16 protein-coding genes and 1 other annotated feature are annotated in these 23,101 nt (G+C 32.4%); of the genes, 15 read left to right on the top strand and 1 reads right to left on the bottom strand.

The features are described from left to right. Window positions 1-38 precede the first annotated feature (38 nt). From murB to pyk, 13 genes are all read left to right on the top strand, one after another. Window positions 39-959, top strand: coding sequence for a UDP-N-acetylmuramate dehydrogenase (gene murB, locus C1I91_RS26805; RefSeq protein ID WP_128215665.1), 921 nt, complete (start codon window positions 39-41; stop codon window positions 957-959). A gap of 180 nt (window positions 960-1,139) precedes the next feature. Then, entirely contained in the window at window positions 1,140-2,606 is a 1,467-nt protein-coding gene (locus C1I91_RS26800) for a spore germination protein (protein ID WP_128215664.1), read from the top strand. Window positions 2,607-2,608: 2 nt separating this feature from the next. Next, complete coding sequence (locus C1I91_RS26795; protein ID WP_128215663.1) at window positions 2,609-3,805, top strand: Ger(x)C family spore germination protein; 1,197 nt, start codon at window positions 2,609-2,611, stop codon at window positions 3,803-3,805. 10 nt (window positions 3,806-3,815) lie between these two features. After that, entirely contained in the window at window positions 3,816-4,928 is a 1,113-nt protein-coding gene (locus tag C1I91_RS26790; RefSeq protein WP_128215662.1) for a GerAB/ArcD/ProY family transporter, read from the top strand. Window positions 4,929-4,972: 44 nt separating this feature from the next. Continuing rightward, window positions 4,973-5,191, top strand: a binding site (T-box leader). Between the two features lie 318 nt (window positions 5,192-5,509). Further along, the gene (locus tag C1I91_RS28455; RefSeq protein WP_164880678.1) at window positions 5,510-5,647 is read left to right on the top strand and encodes a hypothetical protein; all 138 of its coding nucleotides are present in this window, start codon (window positions 5,510-5,512) and stop codon (window positions 5,645-5,647) included. A 120-nt stretch (window positions 5,648-5,767) separates the two neighbouring features. After that, window positions 5,768-7,051 carry an aspartate--tRNA(Asn) ligase gene (gene aspS / locus C1I91_RS26785; protein ID WP_128215661.1) on the top strand — a complete coding sequence of 428 codons (1,284 nt, stop codon included), beginning with the start codon at window positions 5,768-5,770 and terminating at the stop codon, window positions 7,049-7,051. A gap of 456 nt (window positions 7,052-7,507) precedes the next feature. Beyond that, entirely contained in the window at window positions 7,508-8,392 is an 885-nt protein-coding gene (rapZ, locus tag C1I91_RS26780; RefSeq protein ID WP_128215660.1) for an RNase adapter RapZ, read from the top strand. Then, complete coding sequence (locus C1I91_RS26775) at window positions 8,389-9,711, top strand: gluconeogenesis factor YvcK family protein (RefSeq protein ID WP_128215659.1); 1,323 nt, start codon at window positions 8,389-8,391, stop codon at window positions 9,709-9,711. The genes rapZ and C1I91_RS26775 overlap by 4 nt, the downstream gene beginning before the upstream one ends. A gap of 16 nt (window positions 9,712-9,727) precedes the next feature. Beyond that, window positions 9,728-10,678, top strand: a complete 951-nt coding sequence (whiA, locus tag C1I91_RS26770; RefSeq protein ID WP_128215658.1) for a DNA-binding protein WhiA — start codon at window positions 9,728-9,730, stop codon at window positions 10,676-10,678. Between the two features lie 403 nt (window positions 10,679-11,081). Next, window positions 11,082-12,035, top strand: a complete 954-nt coding sequence (locus C1I91_RS26765; RefSeq protein WP_164880677.1) for a galactose-1-phosphate uridylyltransferase — start codon at window positions 11,082-11,084, stop codon at window positions 12,033-12,035. Window positions 12,036-12,227: 192 nt separating this feature from the next. After that, the gene (locus C1I91_RS26760) at window positions 12,228-15,818 is read left to right on the top strand and encodes a DNA polymerase III subunit alpha (RefSeq protein ID WP_128215656.1); all 3,591 of its coding nucleotides are present in this window, start codon (window positions 12,228-12,230) and stop codon (window positions 15,816-15,818) included. A gap of 802 nt (window positions 15,819-16,620) precedes the next feature. After that, window positions 16,621-17,580, top strand: coding sequence for a 6-phosphofructokinase (gene pfkA / locus C1I91_RS26755; protein ID WP_128215655.1), 960 nt, complete (start codon window positions 16,621-16,623; stop codon window positions 17,578-17,580). A gap of 413 nt (window positions 17,581-17,993) precedes the next feature. Continuing rightward, window positions 17,994-19,412: a pyruvate kinase gene (gene pyk / locus C1I91_RS26750; protein ID WP_128215654.1), complete on the top strand. Its 1,419-nt coding sequence runs from the start codon at window positions 17,994-17,996 to the stop codon at window positions 19,410-19,412. 273 nt (window positions 19,413-19,685) lie between these two features. Here the strand turns inward: pyk and C1I91_RS26745 are convergent, their stop codons facing one another. Continuing rightward, window positions 19,686-20,030, bottom strand: coding sequence for a hypothetical protein (locus C1I91_RS26745; RefSeq protein ID WP_128215653.1), 345 nt, complete (start codon window positions 20,028-20,030; stop codon window positions 19,686-19,688). 625 nt (window positions 20,031-20,655) lie between these two features. Here C1I91_RS26745 and C1I91_RS26740 point away from each other — a divergent pair. Next, the gene (locus C1I91_RS26740; protein WP_128215652.1) at window positions 20,656-21,018 is read left to right on the top strand and encodes a DUF1540 domain-containing protein; all 363 of its coding nucleotides are present in this window, start codon (window positions 20,656-20,658) and stop codon (window positions 21,016-21,018) included. Between the two features lie 538 nt (window positions 21,019-21,556). Then, window positions 21,557-22,933, top strand: coding sequence for a 23S rRNA (uracil(1939)-C(5))-methyltransferase RlmD (rlmD, locus tag C1I91_RS26735; RefSeq protein WP_128215651.1), 1,377 nt, complete (start codon window positions 21,557-21,559; stop codon window positions 22,931-22,933). The last annotated feature ends 168 nt before the right edge of the window (window positions 22,934-23,101 follow it).

The raw sequence follows: 23,101 nt of genomic DNA, 5'->3' as shown, positions 1-23,101 counted from the left end.
ATTGAGCGTATTTAATAAAATCATGAGGAGTTTTAATAATGAATGAATACTTAGAGTTTAGTAAGCTACTTTTTAGTATTTACGATGAAGAAGATATAGAACTAAATTCTCTTATGAGTGAGCACATATATTTTAAGGTTGGGGGCCCAGTTGATATATTAGTGAATCCCAATACTGCCGAACAAGTGAAAAGAACTATTGATATATGTAAAAAGCATAATGTCCCATATTTTATTATAGGTAATGGCTCCAATATTCTAGTAAAAGACGGTGGAATAAGAGGGGTAGTTATAAAGCTTTGCAAACTTAGTAAGATAACAGTTAGAGGTACGGAAGTAGAAGCAGAATGTGGAGCCCTTTTAGCAGATGTTTCTAAACAAGCCTTAGCTAATAGCTTAACTGGATTTGAATTTGCATGCGGTATACCAGGTAGTGTAGGTGGAGCAGTGTTTATGAATGCAGGAGCTTATGACGGTGAGATTTCATTCGTAATAAAAGAAGCAGTTGTGTTAGATGATAAAAATCAAATAAGAGTTTTGGAAAAAGATGAGCTTGAGCTTGGTTATAGGTCAAGCGTTGTTATGCAAAGGGGATTTATTGTTATTGGAGCAGTATTTGAGCTAAAAAAAGGTAATTATGAATCTATAAAGCAAAGAATGGAAGAGCTAACAGCAAGAAGAGAAGAAAAACAGCCATTAGAATATCCATCAGCAGGAAGTACCTTCAAAAGACCACAAGGGTATTTTGCAGGTAAGTTAATTCAAGACGCGGGATTAAAAGGCTTTACAATTGGAGGAGCTGGGGTTTCTGAAAAGCATTCAGGCTTTGTTATCAACAAAGGCAATGCTACAGCAGCCGACGTTTTAGCAGTAATACATCATGTACAGGCCACAGTTAAGAATAAATTTGATGTGGACCTTCATCCAGAAGTTAGGATTATTGGTGATGATGTAATATAACTAGAGATTTACGGCTTCATATTATAATTTATAGCTTTAACTTAATATTTCTTTTATACTTAAATTTATAACTTAGCTTATTAAGTTAAAAAGATAGAAAAAACTTATATACCACTATTGGTATATAAGTTTTTTTTTAGGGAATTTTAATAGTAAATATAGGTACTAGTGGTGATAATAATGAATGAAATTAGTACTAATCTAAAAGAAAACTTATCTAAGATCAAAAGTGTATTAGGAAAGAGCAATGATATAGTAATTAGGGAATTTACCATAGGAAAAGATGAAAGAATAGAAGCTTTTATAATTTATATAGATGGACTTTCTGATGATGATACGGTAAATAGCATAATTCTAAAGTCTTTAATGATAGATGTAAGAATAGCTGATATAAAGCTTTCTAATGGTAAGAATATTGATTGGTTTGATATTATTAAAAGACACTCTCTAGCTTTTGGAGAGATAGATGAATTATCCGATATTGATAAGGTGTATGAAAGCGTATTAGCAGGTGAAACTGTTTTACTTATAGACAGTTGTAATAAAGCTATTTCAATTGATTCTAAAAAGTGGGCTCAAAGAGGAATTGAAGAGCCTACTACACAAAATGTTATTAAAGGGCCTAAAGATGGATTTACAGAGACTCTAAGGACAAATACAGCTTTGCTTAGAAGAAGAGTAAAAAATAGAAATTTAATATTTGAAGATTATAGGTTGGGAGAGCAGTCTCAGACTGATGTATCACTTATCTATATAAAAGGAATTGTTGATGAGGATGTTTTGAGTGTGGTAAAAAACAAGCTGCAAAATATGAATATAGAATTTGTTGTAGGCAGTGCAATTATAGAGGATTATTTGCAAGGAGATAAAGTGTCACCCTTCCCTATAATATATAGTTCTGAGAGACCAGACTTCGTTGCCACTGCGCTTATGAGAGGAAAACTAGCTATACTTGTAGATGGGACTCCTTTTGCTTCAATACTGCCAGCAGTTTTTACTAACTTTTTTCAAACTACAGAAGAGCTTTATGTAAGAAATTATACAGGAAGTTTTTTAATGTTTATTCGATTTATAAGCTATATTATAGCCTTGCTTACCCCAGGAGTATATTGTGCTATACTAACCTTTCACCAAGAGATGCTTCCAACAGCCTTATATATAAGTATTGCCGCTCAAAGACAAAGAGTGCCCTTTCCTATAGCTTTCGAGGCTTTTATATTAGAGCTTATATTTGATATATTAAGAGAAGCTGCGGTAAGAATGCCTAGAGCTGTAGGTCCAACAATATCCATAGTAGGAGCCTTGATTTTAGGGCAAGCATCTATAGAGGCTGGAATATTTTCACCAATACTCATAATAGTAGTAGCTATAACTGCGATAGCCACTTATGTATGTCCGTCATACATAATGGCCAACGCTTCAAGATTATTAAGATATGTTATGCTTGCTTTAGGTACTACACTTGGACTTCCTGGCTTAATAAGCGGCATAATAGTTACAATATTTTATCTTTGTAGCATAAACAGTTTTGGTGTTCCTTATATGGAGCCTTTTGTACCCAAAACTATGGCTCCAAAAAATACCCCTATTGATCCTAAGATAAAGAATATTTTTAAGCTTATATTGAAAAATTTAATTAAGAAGTGATTATGATGAAGAGAATTTCTAGATTATTAATTATAATTATGATATGTAACCTATTAGGTGGCTGCTGGGGAGCGAAGGAACCATCACAGCTTTCTTTAATTACGGCTTTAGGGATTGATAAAGTTAAAGAAAAATATCTAGTTACAGTACAAATATTAAATACTGATAAAGTAGCATCTGATAGATCTGGGGCGGATGGTACTGCTGTAACTACTTATAGAATGGAAGGCAAGTCTTTAGAGGAGGCTATTAGGAGGTTAAGTTTAGAAATTCCCAGACAGTTCTTCTTAGGACATTTAAGAATGCTTGTATTTGGAGAGGATTTTGCAAGAGAAGGAATTGGTACTACTCTTGACTACTTATTAAGAAATAGTGAGATAAGAAGTGATTTTTATATTGCTGTGTTGAGAGGGAAAAAAGCTACTGATGCACTTAATGTATTAACACCATTAGATCAGAATCCGGCTAATAAGCTCTTTCAATCCATAGAAAATTCAGAAAAGATATGGGTAGCAACTACAAAGGTAAGATTGTTTGATTTAATAGAAATGACTCAGAGTGAAGGGATAGAACCTATATTAACAAGTATAATAGTGACTGGTGATACTGATATTGGAATGAGTAAAGAAAATATTAATTATTCAGATGTACCCGCAAACATTCAACTGGGGCCAGTAGCTGCCTTCAAAGGAGATAAACTCATAGGTTGGCTAAATGATAGTCAAAGCGCATTAGTAAATATAATAAGAGGTAGTGAAAAAGGTTTTTTGATAATAGTTCCCTGGGTTGATCCAAAGGAATTTATTAATTTAACAGCTGAGAATTTAAGAAAGACAATCACGGTAGAAGAAGTGATGGGTAAACCGAAAATAATAGTTAATATGAAAATAAAGGCCTCCATTGCTGAAGCTACAGGAGTTATACCAATAGATAAGCCAGGTACCATAAAACAAATAGAAAGGAAAACAGAGGATTATCTAGTCATGAGATTTAGTAAATCGACGTCAGAAATACAAGACAAATTTAAAACAGATATATTCGGGTTTGGTAGAAGTATTAAGATACATAAAAATAAACTGTGGAAGAAGGTAGGAAAGAATTGGGACAATGAATTCCCAATTATTCCAGTAGAATATAAGGTTAAGGTTGAGATAACAACTACTGGAACAACTACAAAATCACTTAAGCCTACAAAATAGGGTGAAGTTTATGAATAATAAAATAAGCGGAAGACAACTTGTTCGTATGATGATTTTATTTCAAATAGGAAGTGCTGTAGCAATACCACTAGCAACTAGTGCAAAACAAGATTCTTGGATAGTTATATTTTTAGGTATGGTTATAGGTACTGGAGCAACTTTTGCATATAGTACTTTATTTAACAAAACTAGTGGAGCTAATTTTACGGAAATTTTGCGTGAGATCTTTGGTGGAAAAGTAGGTTTTTTTCTATCTTTGGTTTACATAGTTTATTATATATATATTGCAAATAGAATAATTAATGATTTTAGAATAATAATAAAATCTACAGCCCTTCAGAGGACTCCTGACATTATGGTGATACTTATTATGACCATACCTGCTATATATTGTGCTTACCTAGGCATAGAAGCAATGGGAAGAGGAGCGGTTATATTAAATGCAATAACCTTTACTACAATCACTATAATAACTGTATTTGCATTTGTAAATAAGCTGCCAAGGATAGAGCGACTGCTTCCAGTGCTTGAATATGGATGGGGGCCAATCATAAAATTACTGTTTCCATTGGCTATAACAGTGCCTTATGGTGAAACTATAACTTTTTTGAATATATATCCTAATGTTAGGGATAATGAAATGAACAAAGTGAGAAAGCTTTCATTTATCTCTAATATAATTGCCGGAAATGCCTTAGCTTTTGCCTCTATTATGAGTATAGCTACAATATCTGCAAACATAGTTGAGGTATCTGTATTCCCTATATTGAAATCTATTGGTATAATACAGATTGGCAGCTTTATACAAAGATTGGATGTTTTTGCTATAATCCTCTTAATGCTAGGAGGTTTTTATAAGATTCTTATATTTTTTTATTGCTCGGTAGAGATGGCTATGGCTACTTTTAAAGTTGAAATTAAATACAGAAACTTTATAGTTATTATCTTAGGTGTAATAGTAGTTTTACTTTCATATATACTAAAATCTAATCCTGTTCAGCATTTCCATATTGGATTAGATATTGTTCCTATATATATTCATGTTCCATTGCAATTTGTAATACCTATCTTCTTATTAATAATAGCTCTTAGAAGAAATAAAAATAGGAATAAGATACAATAAATACAGGTTTACATATTTGTATTATTGATGTATAATTTATACAAATAAAATCAATGAAGAGAAAAGTAAAAGTAAAAACTTAAATTGAAGCGAGTTGGGGACGGTGGAAGCCCATATTTATATTTACTTTGAAGGACATCTCTGAGATGCGAAGCTGAAAAATAATTTATCTATTAGGCTGAGCCGGGTAAATACCGTTATATTGTAAAGATAACTTTTTAAGGTTAATTAGGATGGTACCGTGAGTAATGCTCGCTCCTTTATTGGAGGGAGTTTTTTGTTTTTCACCAATTCTTCTTAAAATCTAAAGCATCCAAAAGTATGATGAGAAAGCATTTCTTTTTCGTAGAAAATTATATTTTAGATAAAGCTATGAATAGATATGTTTGGATGGCTTAAATGAATATATAGTAGAAGAGTAAAGAAAAATTATTTTCACTGCCAGAAGCTTAATTTACTAAAAAGTCAATTAGGGTGGTACCGCGTATAATAGGTATCCTTTACGAAAACTTAATTTATACATGTTCGATGATCTCAGCTTCTGGGGATTAGATGATCCCGGCTTCTGGGGATCATCGGGTATGCATAAATTAATAGTTGAAGTTGGATACCAATATTCGCCCCTTGAGTTTACTCAAGGGGCGTTTTTTACTTTATTTATAGGTACTTGCTTGAAGTTAAATATCTATAAGTATACTGGAAAAGGCTTTGTTAAATAAATATAAAACTACGGCTGATCACCGTTTATATAGAGATTTATAACGTTATATACAAATTTATAGGTTTAAACATTTTGATATCAATATCTAAAGATTTAATTGTTTAAGGAGGAATTTGTTATGGAAAGAACATTAATAAATGAGCTTAAGTGTGGAAGTAAGGTAAAGATTACTGGATGGCTTCATAAAGTGAGAAGCTTGAGTAAAGTTAGTTTTTTAGTTTTAAGAGATAGAAGTGGTATGGTTCAATGTGTAGTTGATAATAACCAATTAGATATACAAGGTATAAAATTAGAATCTGTATTAGCTATATGGGGCAATGTAGTTGAAGGAAAAAATAAAATCAGTAATATTGAGCTTCAAGCAGAAAAGGTTGAGGTGATAACCTTAGTTAAAGATGAGCTACCTATAACTATAAATAAAAGCCCTATGGAAAGTAATTTGGAAACGCAGCTTAATAATAGAGTATTAAGTTTGAGAAATGAAGATAATAACTTTATATTTAAAATTCAAGCTGCTATATCTCAAGGCTTTTCCGAGTTTTTGATAAAGGAGGGCTTTACTCAGATATACACACCAAAGCTAGTTTCTGAAGGTGCTGAGGGAGGCACTGCTTTATTTAAAGTTAACTATTTTGAAAAACAGGCTTATTTAGCGCAAAGTCCACAGACCTATAAGCAGATGATGGTGGCAGCTGGATACGAACGAGTTTTTGAAATAGGCCATGTTTATAGAGCTGAAGAGCATAATACTTCAAGACATATAAATGAGTATGTGAGCATGGATTTGGAAATGGGATTTATAGAAGATGAGCAGCAACTAATTGAGCTTGAGACAGAGCTTTTAAAGTTTATACTTTGTAAGATAGAGAATGAGTATAAGGGTAAGTTTGAAGAACTTGGAATAATAATACCACAAATTAGAGAGGCTATACCTCAAATTACTTTGCAAGAGGCGATAGAAATATTGAAGGCTAAATACTGTCGTAGTGATCTTGTTGGAGATCTAGACCCATTGGGTGAAAAGCAAATATACCAATATGCTAAAGAAGAGCTTGATTCTGAGTTCATATTTATTACTAATTATCCAAGAAGTAAAAGACCTATGTATACCATGCCTAAGGGTGAGCTTGGAACTAGAAGTTTTGACTTATTATTTAGGGGAGTTGAAATAACTACAGGTGGTCAGAGGATAAACGAATATTCTGAGCTTGTGGAAAATATGAAGTATAAGGGATTAAATCCAGAGGATTTTGGTTTTTATCTTGAATCTTTTAAGTATGGAATGCCGCCCCATGGAGGATTAGCTATAGGGTTAGAGAGAATAACTGCTCAACTATTACAGCTAAACAATATAAGAGAAGCAACTTTATTTCCTAGAGATAGAACAAGGTTAACACCTTAATTATAATGGATAGGAATCAACCGTGAAGACTAAAGCTCTCACAAAGTATAATGAAAAAGCTTATTTTTTTTAGTAGGAAAATATAAAATTATACAAATTCAATCTGCATTATAGTTTTCAAAACTCTCAAGGATTCCTAGAGAGTTTTGAAAACTTGCTATTAATTTAAATGCTATTGTGAGCATAAACGTATATAATTTTAAGGTTTTATTTAGGCATAAATGCAACTTTAAAATTGTATATCTATAAAAGTTACATTATGTGATATAATTTAATGTAAGAATATTTTTACTCATAAGTGAGAATAGTTACTTTTTAAAATCGTATAGCATTTTATGATGTACTATTCAAAGTGAGTATATAAAGATGTAGCACTTCAATCCGAAAATATAGATTTTATTATGAAGTGATACGTATAAAGATGAAATACTTAAGGATGTGGCAAGGAGGATATTTATGAGATTTGTGATAGTAACTGGTCTTTCTGGAGCCGGTAAGACAGAAACCACAAGAAGTTTAGAAGATTTGGGATACTTTTGCGTAGATAATTTACCTCCAAAGCTTATATGTAAGTTTGCAGAGGCGTGTCAGCAAAGTGATGGGAAAATCGATAAAATAGCATTAGTAATGGATATAAGAGGTGGGATCTTTTTCGAAGATTTATTCGAAACTCTGCATTCTTTGAAGGAAAATCAACTAAAGTATGAAATACTGTTCCTTGAAGCGTCAGATGAGGTGCTTGTAAAAAGATTCAAAGAGTCTAGAAGAAGTCATCCACTTGCTCCAGACGGAAGGGTTATAAACGGTATTGAGGAAGAGAGAAAAAAACTTAGAGAGATAAAAGATAGAGCTGATAATATAATAGATACTTCTAAATATGCAATAAGAGACTTGAGAGAAAAACTTAACTTACTATATGGAAGTGGCTCAACAACCGAAAGACCATTAACAATCACTGTTGTGTCTTTTGGATTTAAATATGGAATACCTATGGATTCTGATTTGGTATTTGATGTAAGATTTTTGCCTAATCCATTCTATATACCAGAGCTTAAACCTTTTTCAGGAAATGATGAGCCTGTAAAAAAATATGTTTTGGAAAAAGAAGAAACTAAGAAGTTTATGGATAAGATAGATGACATGTTGAAGTTTTTAATACCTAACTACGCAAAGGAAGGTAAAAGACAGCTTATAGTATCTATAGGCTGCACTGGCGGAAGACATAGATCTGTAGCCATAGCAAATGCAATATGTGAGGATTTAAATAGCAGTGGATTCAAGGCTACAATTGAGCATAGAGACGTCAACGAAGATGTTAATAGAGGAGCTAAAAAGCTATGAGACTTATAGACTGGCTAAAACCAGGTATAAAACTTAAAAGGTGGATTTTATATGCTATACTAGGTATCTTGTTTATAGCTTTTGGCCTTAACGAATTGGTTCAACATAAGGTTTATAATACACCTTACATGGTTTTCTTTATATTTTTAAATATAACAGGAATTTTCATAATTTATGTATCCGTTACTGAGGGAATCAAGGCAGTGATAGCCCTAATGAATAAGGGATATATAAAAGTTTCCTTCGATAATGAGAAGATAGAAAATCTTATATATGAAAAGAGACTTTTAGTTAAAGGTCCTAAAATAGTTGTAATAGGTGGTGGAACAGGGCTGTCTACCATGCTTAGAGGTTTAAAGTATTATACCTCTAATATTACGGCTATAGTAACTGTTGCAGATGATGGAGGCGGTTCTGGAGACTTAAGAGAGGACCTTGGTATACTGCCACCAGGTGATATAAGAAACTGTATATTATCTCTTGCAGATACGGAGCCTCTTATGGAAGACCTACTTCAATATAGATTTAAAGATGGAAGACTTAAGAATCAAAGCTTTGGCAATTTATTTTTAGCAGCTATGGACGGTATCTCTGACAACTTTGAAGATGCAGTTCAAAAGATGAGTTCAGTTCTTGCTGTTACTGGAAAAGTATTACCTGTTACCTTGGAAAATATGAAGTTAAAAGCTGAATTGGCCGATGGGCAAATCATTGAGGGAGAGTCTATGATTCCTGAGATAGCCTATGAGAGTAAAACTAGAATAAAGAAGTTATCCATAATCCCAGAAGATGCAAAGCCTTTAGATGATGCTATAGATGCAATAAGAGAGGCTGATGCCATAGTTTTAGGACCAGGAAGCTTATATACAAGTGTTATACCTAATATGTTGGTAAAAGAAATAACTAATTCAGTAAGAAAAAGTAAAGCTTTTAAGATTTATGTATCAAATATAATGACACAGCCTGGAGAAACAGATGGCTTTAAAGTATCTGATCACATTAAGATATTAAATGATTATTGTGGTAAAGAGATTGTTGATTGTGTAATAGCTAATGTGGACAATATATCTGATGAACTTAAGAAAAGATATATGGAAGATGGCTCAGAGATTGTTGACATAGACTTGCCAGAACTTCAAAGGATGGGCATAGAGGTGGTAAAGGCTAATCTTGTAAACATAAATAAAGGGCTAGTAAGACATAACTCTGAGAGATTGGCCGAAGTAATAATGCAAACAGTTATGGAGAAAAAGCTTTTATATGATAGAAAAAAGATATTAGAATATATGTACTTATCACAAAGACTAAAGGAAAAGTAGCAAGGAAGGGGTATTTATGTCATTTTCGTCAAAAGTTAAAGGAGAAATATGCAGATATACTGATTTGAATAAAAATGAGGCATTGGCAGAAATTTCTGCAATAATGAAGGTTAGTGGAACCTTAGCTTTTAGTGGAAGACAGATTAGCTTTAAGATAACCACAGAAAATCCTGCCTGTGCTAGGTTAGTTTTTACTTTATTAAAGGATCATTTTAATATACATTCTAGGCTTATGGTAAAGAGAAGTAACTCATTGAAGAAGAATAATATTTATATGGTTCTTATAACAGAGGAAATGGGTGTTAAGGACCTTCTTAGAGATACAGGAATATTGAGAGAAGTAGAAGGTATCACCACCTTAGATTATAGGATTGATCAAGACATAGTGTCAGATGAGGAAAAAAGAAGGGCTTATGTAAGAGGCGCCTTTATCGGTGGTGGAAGCATAAGCAATCCAGAGAAAAATTACCATCTAGAGTTGGTCACCCATTCCTTAGAATATGCAGAAGATCTAAGAGATGTTATAAATACCTTTGCACTTAATTCAAAAGTGATACAAAGGAAGAATAGTTATATTGTTTATATTAAAGAAGGCGAACAAATAGTAGATTTATTAAATGTTATAGGGGCTCATTCTTCGCTATTAGAACTAGAAAATATAAGAATAATGAAGGAAATGAGAAATAACGTAAATAGGCTTGTAAATTGTGAAACTGCCAACTTAAGTAAAACTGTAAATGCCGCTGTAAGACAGGTTGAAAGTATAAAGCTTATACAAAGGCAAATAGGACTTGCAAGATTGCCTAAAAACCTGAGAGAAGTTGCAGAGCTCAGATTGTCATATCCTGATGAATCTTTAAAGGAATTAGGTGAGATGCTAGATCCTCCAGTAGGTAAGTCGGGAATAAATCACAGACTTAGGAAGATTGAAAAAATCGCAGACGAAATAAGATCAGGACAGATTTAAAGGTGCTGTTAAAGCATTTATGTGCTATTAATAGCCAGATGCTTAAATGAGATTAATTCAAGTAATATTATTGAATATAGATGTGTATGTAGATTTTATCATTAAGTGAAGAATAGCATTAGGGTTAAGTATAAGAAAATCAAATTCTTGTATTTAATCCTATTTTTACTTATCTAACAGGATTTTTTCACATATATTCAGAAAAGAAAAGCCAGTTGCACAAAAAGTTTACCAAAGAAAAATACTTTAGTACATTTTTGAAGCATATTAGTCAATAATCTCAATATAGGAAGTTGAAGAAAGATAGACTTTATTAATAAAGCTTAATATTGTTTGGTTATGTTAAAGCATCATGTTGAAATTAAACATAACCTATAGTTTATACATTAAGGAGTTACCAAGTATGAATGAGATTAGAGTAGATAAATTAACAGGAAGACAAGTAATAATAGCTACCAATAGGAGCAATAGACCTATTCACAGTAATCATAAGCTTAGAATATCTTCAGACACTGATATGCCTGTACATGACATTAAATGTCCTTTCTGCAAGGGTAATGAGGAAGAAACTCCTATTGAAATATATAGGACAGGAAAAGATCACTGGAAAGTAAGGGTAGTGAAAAACAAATATCCGACAATAGTGGAAGATGGAGAAAGTATTAAAGGCTATCATTATGTTGTTATTGAGACACTAGAGCATAACACAAAGTTATATCAATACGATGTTGAAAAGTGGAGAGATATATTTACAGCTTATAAATATACCGTAGAGAAATGTTTTGAAGACAAGGATATGGCGTTTATACAGATTTTTAAAAACTACGGAGTTAAAGGAGGTGCATCTATAGAACATCCTCATTCTCAGATAATAGCTCTCAATTTTACCCCTACTAGCAGAACTTCAAAAAGTTCAGGTTGTTTGGTTTGTGAGGAAATCAATTCAGAGCTTTCTTTTAAGGAGAGAGTAATATTTGATAATGAACATTATATAGTCTATTCACCTTATGGTTCTTATGTTCAGAATCAAATAAGAATAGCGTGGAGAAAACATTCAAGCTCTATAGAGGACGTTTTTAATTCTGAAAATATAACTAGGTTATCAGACTTAATGGCAAAGGTGTTTTCTATGATTTTTCATAGTTTAGGGGATATAGCTCTTAACATATGTTATTATATCGAGAAAAATAATGATTCATTAAGTCATTTTTACATTGATATATTTCCTAGAGAAGGTTTCTTTGCAGGCTTTGAGATGAGTACTCAGGTTTTCATAAATGTAACCTCTCCAGAAGAGGCTGCTAACAAATTTAGGCAGGCCGCTAATTATGTACATGATAGGCAAGAAGAGTTATAATAAATATAAATTAGATTTGTTATTTGAAGATGTAGCATCTCGATGTGAGAATTGTTTTTAAAGCACATATGGCTTATGATAGGATAGTTTTAAAATATAAATTTTAATATGAAGTGTACAAATATAGGAACTTATAGAAAGGTTTAAGTTAACTTAAGATAGATATAGATTAACAGAAGGAGGAGGGGCGTATTGAGTGATAAGAAGTTTACTCATCTTCATCTTCATACAGGATATAGTTTACTAGATGGTTCTGGAAAGATAGATAAGGTAATATCAAAGGCTAAAGACCTTGGTATGGACAGTATAGCTATTACAGACCATGGAGTAATGTATGGATGTGTTGATTTTTATAAAGCTGCAAAAAATGCTGGCATAAAGCCAATTTTAGGCTGTGAAGTCTATGTGGTACCTAAGTCTATGCACATAAAGAATGTTGATTCGGATAATAAAACTTATCATCTTGTTCTTCTTGTAAAGAATGAAAAAGGCTATGAAAATCTAATGAAGATAGTATCAAAAGCTTCTACGGAAGGTTTTTACTATAAGCCGAGAACAGACCATGAGTTTTTAAAGAATCATAGTGAAGGTTTGATAGCCTTAAGTGCATGTCTCGGTGGAGAGGTGCAATCAAATTTACTAAATGGAAATAAAGAAAAAGCTAAAAATGCTGCTTTATTTTATAAAGAGACCTTTAAAGATGGATTTTATCTGGAGATTCAGTATCATGGTACTGATGATGAGAGAAAAGTTAATGATATGAACATTGAGTTAGCTAAGGAGCTGGATTTGCCTCTTGTAGCCACAAATGATGTTCATTATATTGAGAAAAAAGATTCTAGATCTCATGATGTACTTCTATGCATACAGACTGGAAAGACTGTAGATGAAGAGAACAGAATGAGATACCCTTCAGATCAATTTTATTTAAAATCAGCTGAAGAGATGTGGAATATGTTTTCATATGTGCCGGAAGCACTGGAAAATACTCAGAAGATAGCAGATATGTGCAACTTTGAATATGAATTCCATACATCAAAGCTTCCTAAGTTTCCATTACCAGAAGGAACTGATCCTTTTGAGTATATGAGAGAGGTTTGCTTTAAAGGACTTATTGAAAGATATGAGGTCTTTAAAAATTTTTTACATAAGGATTTTGACTTAGACAAGATAATAGAATTTGGTGAAACAAACGATGAAGCCAAGCTTTATATAGATAGATTGAATTATGAGCTATCAGTTATAAATCAGATGGGATATGTGGACTACTTTTTAATAGTTTGGGACTTTATAAAGTACTCCAATGATAATGGTATACCAACTGGACCAGGAAGAGGTTCTGGGGCCGGATCCTTAGTTGCGTATACTCTTGGAATAACAAAGATTGATTCTATTAAGTATAGCTTGCTATTTGAGAGATTCTTAAATCCAGAGAGAATAAGTATGCCTGATATAGATAGTGACTTTTGCTATGAAAGAAGACAGGAAGTAATAGATTATGTTGTAGAAAAGTATGGCATGGACAATGTATCTCAGATTATAACCTTCGGTACTATGGCTGCTAGAGGCTGTATAAGAGATGTGGGAAGAGCCATGAACTATTCTTATAGCGAAGTTGATAAGATAGCTAAGATGATACCTCCTAATATGCAAGGGGTTACTATAACCATTGATAAGGCGTTAGAGCTAAATCCTGAACTTAAAAGTGAATACGATAATGATGCAAGAGTTAAGGAATTAATAGATGTTAGTAGGGAGCTTGAAGGACTACCAAGACATTCATCTACCCATGCTGCGGGTGTAGTAATAGCTTCACGTCCCTTAGTTGAGTATGTACCACTGCAAAAAAATGAAGATAACGTAGTAACACAGTTTGATATGGTTACTCTAGAAGAGCTAGGTCTCTTAAAAATGGACTTTCTTGGACTTAGAACCTTGACTGTAATGAAAGATGCAGTAGACATGGTAAAGCAAAATCGTGGTATAGATATTGATCTAGATAAGCTAGATTTTGATGATAAAGAAGTTTATAGGATGCTAGGAGAAGGTAAAACAGTTGGGGTATTCCAATTAGAATCTGCTGGTATGACTTCTTTTATGAAAGAACTAAAGCCAGATTCTTTGGAAGATATAATAGCGGGAATATCTCTATATAGACCAGGTCCTATGGCTGAGATTCCAAGATACATAGAAAATAAGAAGAACCCAGATAAGATAACTTATTTAACACCTCACCTAGAACCTATATTAAAAGTTACTTATGGATGCTTAGTATATCAAGAGCAGGTAATGGAGATAGTTAGAAAGCTTGGAGGATACTCTATGGGACGTAGTGACCTTGTAAGAAGGGCTATGTCTAAGAAAAAGCATAAGGTCATGGAAGAAGAAAGAAAGAACTTTATATATGGAATCGTTGATGAAAATGGAGATATCGAAGTTCCAGGATGTCTTAGAAACGGTATATCAGAAGAGATAGGTAACAAGATTTTTGATTCAATGATGGACTTTGCTTCTTATGCATTTAATAAAAGCCATGCTGCAGCTTATGCTGTAGTAGGTTTCCAGACTGCTTATCTTATGAAGTATTATCCTGTTGAGTACATCGCAGCAATGCTTAATTCGGTAATGGGCATAAATGAAAAAGTAGCTTACTATATCAATTTTGCAGAGAGTCTAGGTATACAAGTGTTGCCACCAGATATAAATGAAAGTTATTCAAAGTTTACAGTTAAAGGCGATACAATAAGATTTGGACTTGCAGCTATAAAAAATGTTGGTATGAATGTAGTAGAAAGCGTAGTTAGTTCCAGAAGGGAAAAGGGACACTTTAAATCACTTATAGACTTTGCAAACAAGGTGGACCTATCCACTATTAACAAAAGAGCAACAGAAAGTTTAATAAAGGCTGGTGCCTTTGATTGCTTTAAAATATTTAGATCAAGGTTACTTGCAGTCTATGAAAGAGTGTTAGACAGTATAGGAAACCAGAGAAAACGAAATATTGATGGGCAGATAAGCCTTTTTGGAAATGAAGATAACTCTGTATTAGACACTCCTACAATAAAGTATCCAGAGATTAAGGAGTTTGATAAAAAGTATCTTTTAGCTATGGAAAAAGAAATGACAGGGCTTTATATAACGGGACATCCTTTAGACGAATATGCTCAAAGTTTGAAGCTTCAAACTACTATTAGAATAGAAAAAATACTACTCTCTCATAGCCAAGTGCTTGAAGATGAAGCTTTAGGTGATTCTATTGATAGTGGACTTATGACCTCAGCCTCGGTTTATGATGGCGAAAGAGTGGTTATAGGTGGAATAATAGCAGAAGTGTCTAGAAAAGTAACCAGAAACAATACCATAATGGCTTTTTTAAAGTTAGAAGATCTTAGTGGTATTATTGAAGTTATAGTTTTCCCAAAAACCTTAGAAAAAGTAAATGCACTAATTAAAGAAGATTCTTTAGTGGTTGTAAGAGGCAGAGTTAGTATAAAAGAGGATGAACTTCCTAAGCTGATTTGTGAAGAGATACAGCCATTGGAGAAGCTAAATTCTTCAAAGATTTATATAAGAGTTCAGGATAATGAAAAGGCTAGAGCTGTAAATAAGCTTTTAAAAACAATATTAGAGCCCTTTAAGGGAGAAACCCCTATATATATATTCTCTGAAAAAGAGAGACAAAACTTTAGATTAAGTAAGGATTTGTGGGTATCTTTAGATGGGGATATAATAGCAACATTAAGTGGATATTTTGGGGATGAAAATATAAAAGTTGTGGATTAATTTTAAATCGAAAATTTAATTGTTATAGATATACCAGTTCAAAGTAAAATATATAAATCGACAAAAATACCATTAATAGTAAGAATGATTTCTAGGGTATTACAAGATTATAGAACTGGAATATCTATTCCTCTGAACAGACAAACTACTTCAATCCTTAGACTCAAAATAAAGCTTTCGATGAATCTACGAAGTTTTATTTTGATAGAGTTCATTTTGAAGTAGTATGTCTATGTAAGATAACAGTCTAAGGCATACTCTTTATGTAGTATGCCTATAGTCTGTTATTTGTTTTTATGCTTTTACAGTTAGCTATTAATATTTTTTGTTCTTTTAAAATATGAGAGTTTCATAAATTTTAGCACTCAAAGTAGTAATTTAAGCACAACAAAAAATATGTAGAAAATAAGAAAAGAAATTTAAAAATAATATCCTGTAAGTTAAAGGATTTCATATATTTTTTAACCACATATAAAAATATCACAAAAAGGATATAATAAATTGTATCAATCCCCAATGTTTCGTCATGTATTTCTACATTTCAACATAAAATCATTGAAAATTATGAAAATATTAGTTAGAATTTATTTGGGGAATTAATATGAAGTAATTTTAATTTTATTTGTCAGAATATTCAAGCGTTATTAAGCTAAATTTTATGAAGATAATTTAACTAAAATTATAATTTATACGTTGAAAAATCTTCGTAGTTTATGTAAAATTAATCTAGTTAATAAATGTGGGTAATATTTAGCACAGGTGGGACTATAAATGTCCATGAATGTGTGGAGGAGGAAATATTATGAAAAAAATCGCTGTTTTAACAAGTGGTGGAGATGCACCAGGAATGAATGCTGCAGTAAGAGCTGTGGTAAGAATGGCTTTACATAATGGATTGGAAGTTATGGGGATAAAAAGAGGGTACGCTGGTCTTATAAATGGGGAACTTTTTAAGATGGATAGAAGCAGCGTATCAGATATCATCCAAAGAGGTGGTACAATCCTAAGAACAGCAAGATGTGAAGAATTCAGACATGAAGAAGGAAGAAAGAAGGCAGCTAACATACTAAAAGCATACGGTGTTGATGCACTTGTTGTTGTTGGTGGTGATGGTTCCTTTACAGGTGCTAAACTTATATCTAAGCTTGGAGTTAAGACTATAGGTCTTCCAGGAACAATAGATAATGACTTAGCTTACACAGATTATACAATAGGCTTTGATACAGCTTTAAATACTGTTATCGATGCAGTAAATAAATTAAGAGATACATCAACTTCTCATGAAAGAGTATCTGTTGTAGAAGTAATGGGAAGACACTGTGGAGATTTGGCTTTATATGCAGGTCTTGCAGGTGGAGCTGAAGCAATAGTAGTACCAGAAAAAGGGTTTAATCAAGATGAACTATGCAAAACTATTCTAGAAGGAAAAGCTAAAGGCAAGATGCATAACCTTATCCTTCTTGCAGAAGGTGTTGGTGGAGCAGAAGATTTAGCTAAACACATAGAAGAAGTTACTGGACTGGAAACTAGAGCAACAATATTAGGACATATACAAAGAGGTGGAAGTCCATCTGCAGCAGATATAGTTCTTGCTTCAAAGATGGGAGCTAAAGCAGTTGAGTTACTACTTGAAGGAAAAACTTGCAGAGTAGTTGGAATAAAAAATAATCAAATAATGGATATGGATATAGACGAAGCATTAGCTATGGAAAGAAAATTTGATGAGAAATTATATGAGATAGCTACTGCACTTTCATATTAAAATTTTGTTTTCTATTAATGCGATAATATGATAGAATGTAATCTATGTGTGCATAAGTTTTTATTTAGGGTTTAAAGCTTGAGCACACATAAATTGAATAAATTATTTAATTTATGTATTTAGAGCAAGTTATAGTAGATTTTCAATTAAATAATTATATCTATACAAGCTTATAAATATAGTATTACTGGAATAATAAATGTATATTATACATGCCAAGTTGAAAATCTCTTTTTAGGGTAAGTAGATTTTTGATTAATTTAGCTAGTTAATTAGGAAAGTATATCTTGATTAACCAGGTTAATTTATGTCATGTTTTAATAGATAGATAAGTGAGCTAAAGAAAAAAGTATCTTTAGTCAGCTCTAAACAACACGTATTTGGGGTTAAAAAAAAAGAGGGAGTGTATTTTCATGAGAAAAACAAAAATTATTTGTACAATTGGACCAGCTAGTGAAAATGAAGAAATTTTATCACAAATTATTGAAACAGGAATGAATGTTTCAAGACATAACTTCTCACATGGAGATCATGAAGAACATAAAGGAAGAATGCTTGCAGTTAAGGAATTAGCTAAGAAGTATGACAAGCAAATAGCTGTTATGCTTGATACTAAAGGACCAGAAATAAGAACTGGAAAGTTTGAACCAAGTAAGGTTGAATTAACTGTAGGATCAGAATTTACAATATATGCAGGTGGAGATGTAGTTGGTGATACAACTAAATGTTCAGTTACATATGCTGGACTAGGCAATGATGTTAAGCCAGGTAACATGATCTTAATAGATGACGGTCTTGTTGGATTAGAAGTAACTGCAGTAGACGGAAACGTAATAAAGTGTGTTGTTAAGAACACAGGTGTTGTAGGTACTCATAAGGGAGTTAACGTTCCAGGAGTTGCTATAAAACTTCCTGCAATGACAGAAAAAGATATAGCTGACCTTAAGTTTGGTTGCGAAGTAGGAGTTAATCTTGTTGCTGCATCTTTCATAAGAAAAGCTGCTGACGTTGAAGCTATAAGAAAGGTTCTTGTAGAAAACGGCGGAGCTGATATTCAAATCTTCTCAAAGATTGAAAATCAAGAAGGTGTTGACAACCTAGATGAAATAATAGCTGTTTCAGATGGTATCATGGTAGCTAGAGGAGACCTAGGTGTTGAAATTCCAATAGAAAAAGTACCATCAGTACAAAAGCTTATAATAGAAAAATGTAACACAGTTGGTAAGCCAGTTATAACTGCAACTCAAATGCTTGATTCTATGATGAGAAACCCAAGACCAACAAGAGCAGAAGTTTCAGACGTAGCTAATGCTATCCTTGATGGAACAGATGCTATAATGCTTTCAGGTGAATCAGCAAATGGTAGCTGGCCAGTAGAAGCAGTTCAAACTATGGCTAGAATAGCAGAAGAAACTGAAAAGAAATTAAGCTATGAATTAGCAGTTTCAACAGCTAAGAAGCATGTACCTGCTATATCTGGAGTTATAAGCAGAGCTGCTTGCAATGCTGCACATGAATTACAAGCTGCTGCAATAATAACTTCAACTCAAACTGGTGCTACTGCTAGAAGAATTTCTCAAAACAGACCAGATTGTCCTATATTTGCAGTGACTCCAAATGAAAGAGTTGCTAAGACATTAGCTTTAAGCTTTGGAGTATACCCAATAGTTGCAGAAAAAGCTACTTCAACTGATGAAATGATGGAAAAATCAGTTTCTACAGTTAAAGCTAAGGGATGTATAAATAGTGGAGATACTGTTGTAGTTGCTGCTGGAGTTCCTGTAGACCAAGTTGGTGCTACAAACCTATTAAAGGTAAGTGTTGTAGAATAATTTTTAATATAAAATGAGTGCTTATGCACTCATTTTTTTTTACTATCTAAGAAATTATGAAAATCTTTTGTATAAAAAATCAAATATTACATAGAATATTTTTTATGTAAATATTGAATTTGTATTTTGTTAACAGAAAATTTACAAATTTAATAATAATTTTTTTCTTTTGTTCTGTATATTTTCCTTTTTATATGTGAAAATAATACTAGGGATATAATGGCAACTGATTCCTATGATTACTTGCACCTATTTTTTCTAGGTGCCCTTTTTTTAAATCTTGCCACACTTATATAAATCTTCTAATATAAACATCTTTTCGTTATATTCTTCCGGTGATAATATATTCAAATCTTTTAGCTTAAGTAAGGCGTTTTTCTCTTCTTCTAGTTTCTGTGAGCTTTCAGACTTCTTATATTGTGATAGTAGTTGTTCCATTTGATCACTTGAAACTATACCTTTTTCATTTAAGTTCTTATAAGCCGATAGTACTGAATTGGTTTCAGCAAATGCAGTTTCATTTTCTTTTTGTTTAAAATAACGGAATAAAATATAGACCTTTATAGCCAAAGCACTTATTATCATTACTGAAGCTATAACTAAAACAAATGTAGTCATATTATAATAACCTCCCGATACCCCAAAGGATTAAATATTTATATTTTTGCTTATGAAATCCTTTACTTGGTTTTATTATACATCTTTAGGTAGTATTTGAAAACACTTGCCCATGGATTAGTATAAAAAATTTGTAGTAAGCTAAATATTATAACCTAAGCAAACTTATAGAGCCAATAAATGAATTATTTAAGTTATATATGATAAAAATACTATTACACTATTAAATATGTAAGCTTTTACTTTTTTATTCTTTAGGAAATCATATTTAAGATAAATCTATAGATAAGTATGTGGAGTTACCTTAAATGCATATGGGAGAAAGAATAAAAAATAAAGATTAATCGCCTGCCAGAATTTCTTCACATACGTTCAGAAAAGGCAGATGCGCAAAAAAAGTCGCCGAAGAAGTTCGCTTCAGCCACTTTTTTATTCTTTAGGAAATCATATTTAAGATAAATCTATAGATAAGTATGTGGAGTTACCTTAAATGCATATGGGAGAAAGAATAAAAAATAAAGATTAATCGCCTGCCAGAATTTCTTCACATACGTTCAGAAAAGGCAGATATGCAAAAATTAGCTAAAGAAAAAATCATACATAGATATCAAGGAGAGATTATGATATGGCAAAACTTAGTTGTAATGCTGAAAATTGCGTTAACAATGTTTCAGGAGGCTTTTGTACTGCTGGTCAGATACATATAAAAGGAGATAATGCACATAGTTCAGAAGGAACATTGTGCTCCACCTTTGCTGAGAAAAGCTTTAAGAATTCAGTTAAGAGTATGACTAATACAAATTATACCGGAGAACTGATGCAAGTTTTTTCAGATAATGAGATAGTAGTTAGCCCAGGCATAAGGTGTGAAGCAGTAAAGTGTGTGTTTAACGAGAATCATAACTGTAAAGCTACAAATGTACTTATCAATGGGGAACATTCAGTTAGTGAATTGAGTACTCAATGTGAGACTTTTGTTGACAAATAGATCTGACTTATCATCAATTTATAAATTAGCCTTTTATAAATTGATATTCATAAGGATACTTTTATAATACTTAGTCAAGATTAAGGGGTAGTTAAACCAAACTTTACAACAATAAAATAGTTTGTACTTTAAACAATTTTACAATTTATATTGTTAAAAATATAAGAAGATAAATTCTTAAGAATATAAGAATTTATTGATAAAATCAGCTTTTGCAGCATTTTTTAGCAAATAATATTGACATAATTAATGATATAAAGGACAATTTATAGGTATGTATAAAGGTGTACTACTTAAATCCAAAGTTTACTTTCAAAACTCCTCTTGTGTATGAGAGCAAAGATTGAAAATAAAAAGTTTATTATGAAGTGGTACAGCTATATAGGGTTCCAACTTCAACTATTAATTTATATATGCCCGATAATCCCCAGAAGTCGGGATTATAGAACATACATAAATTAAGTTTTCGTAAAGGATACCTATAGAAGCGTGTTTAAACGTAAATGGATAGCGATTTGCTATATGAGGTGAAAATTGTATGATAGAAAAAAATAAAGAGTACATAGTTGATATAGTAGCTCAGGGATATGAGGGCGAAGGTATAGGAAAGTTAGATGGTAACTTTACTATGTTTGTTGAAGGAGCATTAAGAGGTGAAAGAGTAAAAGTTAAAGCTATAAAGGTTAAAAAGAATTATGCCTATGGAAAGCTAGTAGAAACTTTAGAGACCTCAGAGGAAAGAGTAGAACCTATTTGTCCAATATATAAAAGGTGTGGGGGGTGTAGGCTTCAGCATACATCTTATAACGAGCAGCTTAACTTTAAGACAGAGAGAGTTAGGGACTGCATTACAAAGATAGGAAAGCTGAATGGAGATCTAGTTAGAGATACTATCGGTATGGATAATCCATATAGGTATAGAAACAAAGTTCAACTACCAATCGGATTGCAAGACGGAAAACTTACCATAGGATTTTTTGCACCAAGAAGTCATGAAATAATAGATATGGAAAGCTGCTATATACAAGACGAAATTGCAGATAAGGTTGTGACCTTAACTAGAAGCTGGATAGAAAAAAATAATATAAGACCTTACTTTTTAGATGGAAACTATGATGAAAGTGGGATACTAAGGCATATTATGATAAGACGTGGCTTCAAAACAAATGAAGTTATGGTGGTGATAGTTACTAATGGTACTAAGCTTCCAGGTAAAGAAGAGTTCATAAATCTTATGAAGTTAAATATTCCTGGTATTAAAAGCATAATTCAGAACATCAATGATAAGAAGTCTAATGTAATACTCGGACAAGAATCTTTAACTTTATGGGGACAAGATACCATAAGTGACTACATAGGTGAGTTTAAATTCAATATATCTCCACTATCCTTCTTTCAAGTAAATCCAGTTCAGACAGAAGTGCTATACTCTAAGGCATTAGAATTTGCAGCTTTAGAGGGAGAAGAAACTGTTTTTGATGCCTACTGTGGAACAGGTACCATAACCTTATTTCTTTCGCAAAAGGCTAAAAAAGTATATGGGGTTGAAATAATTCAAGAAGCTATAGATAACGCTTGGATTAACGCCGAAGAAAATTCTGTTAGCAACGTAGAGTTTTACGCTGGTGAATCAGAAAAGGTTATACCAGACCTTATAGCTAAAGGAATAAAAGCAGACGTAGTAGTTGTTGATCCTCCTAGAAAAGGCTGTGACAGGAAGTTACTTGAAGCCATAACTTCTATTGATGCTGATAGAATAGTTTATGTTTCCTGTGATCCAAGTACCTTGGCTAGAGACTTAGCTATAATTGAAGATTTAGGCTATAAAACTGTTGAAGTGCAGCCGGTTGATATGTTCCCGCAGACCAGTCACGTGGAGTGTGTAGTAGGAATACGTCGCAAGGATTCCTTATAATCATTGAATTTACTCACTTTGCAAGCTTTTATAACTTTAACACAAATGGTGATGATTTTAGAAATAAAGAAGTTATTCAGGGTGTTAGAGTAAGAGTGGGGATTTGATATGGTGAAAGTAGATATGTAATTATAAAAAGTAAGTATGTGATAAGAAAACTATGAAGTA

The organism is Clostridium manihotivorum (assembly GCF_004015185.1).
Taxonomy (GTDB): Bacteria; Bacillota; Clostridia; order Clostridiales; family Clostridiaceae; genus Clostridium_AR; species Clostridium_AR manihotivorum.
This window is presented reverse-complemented; position numbering and strand designations above follow the sequence as displayed.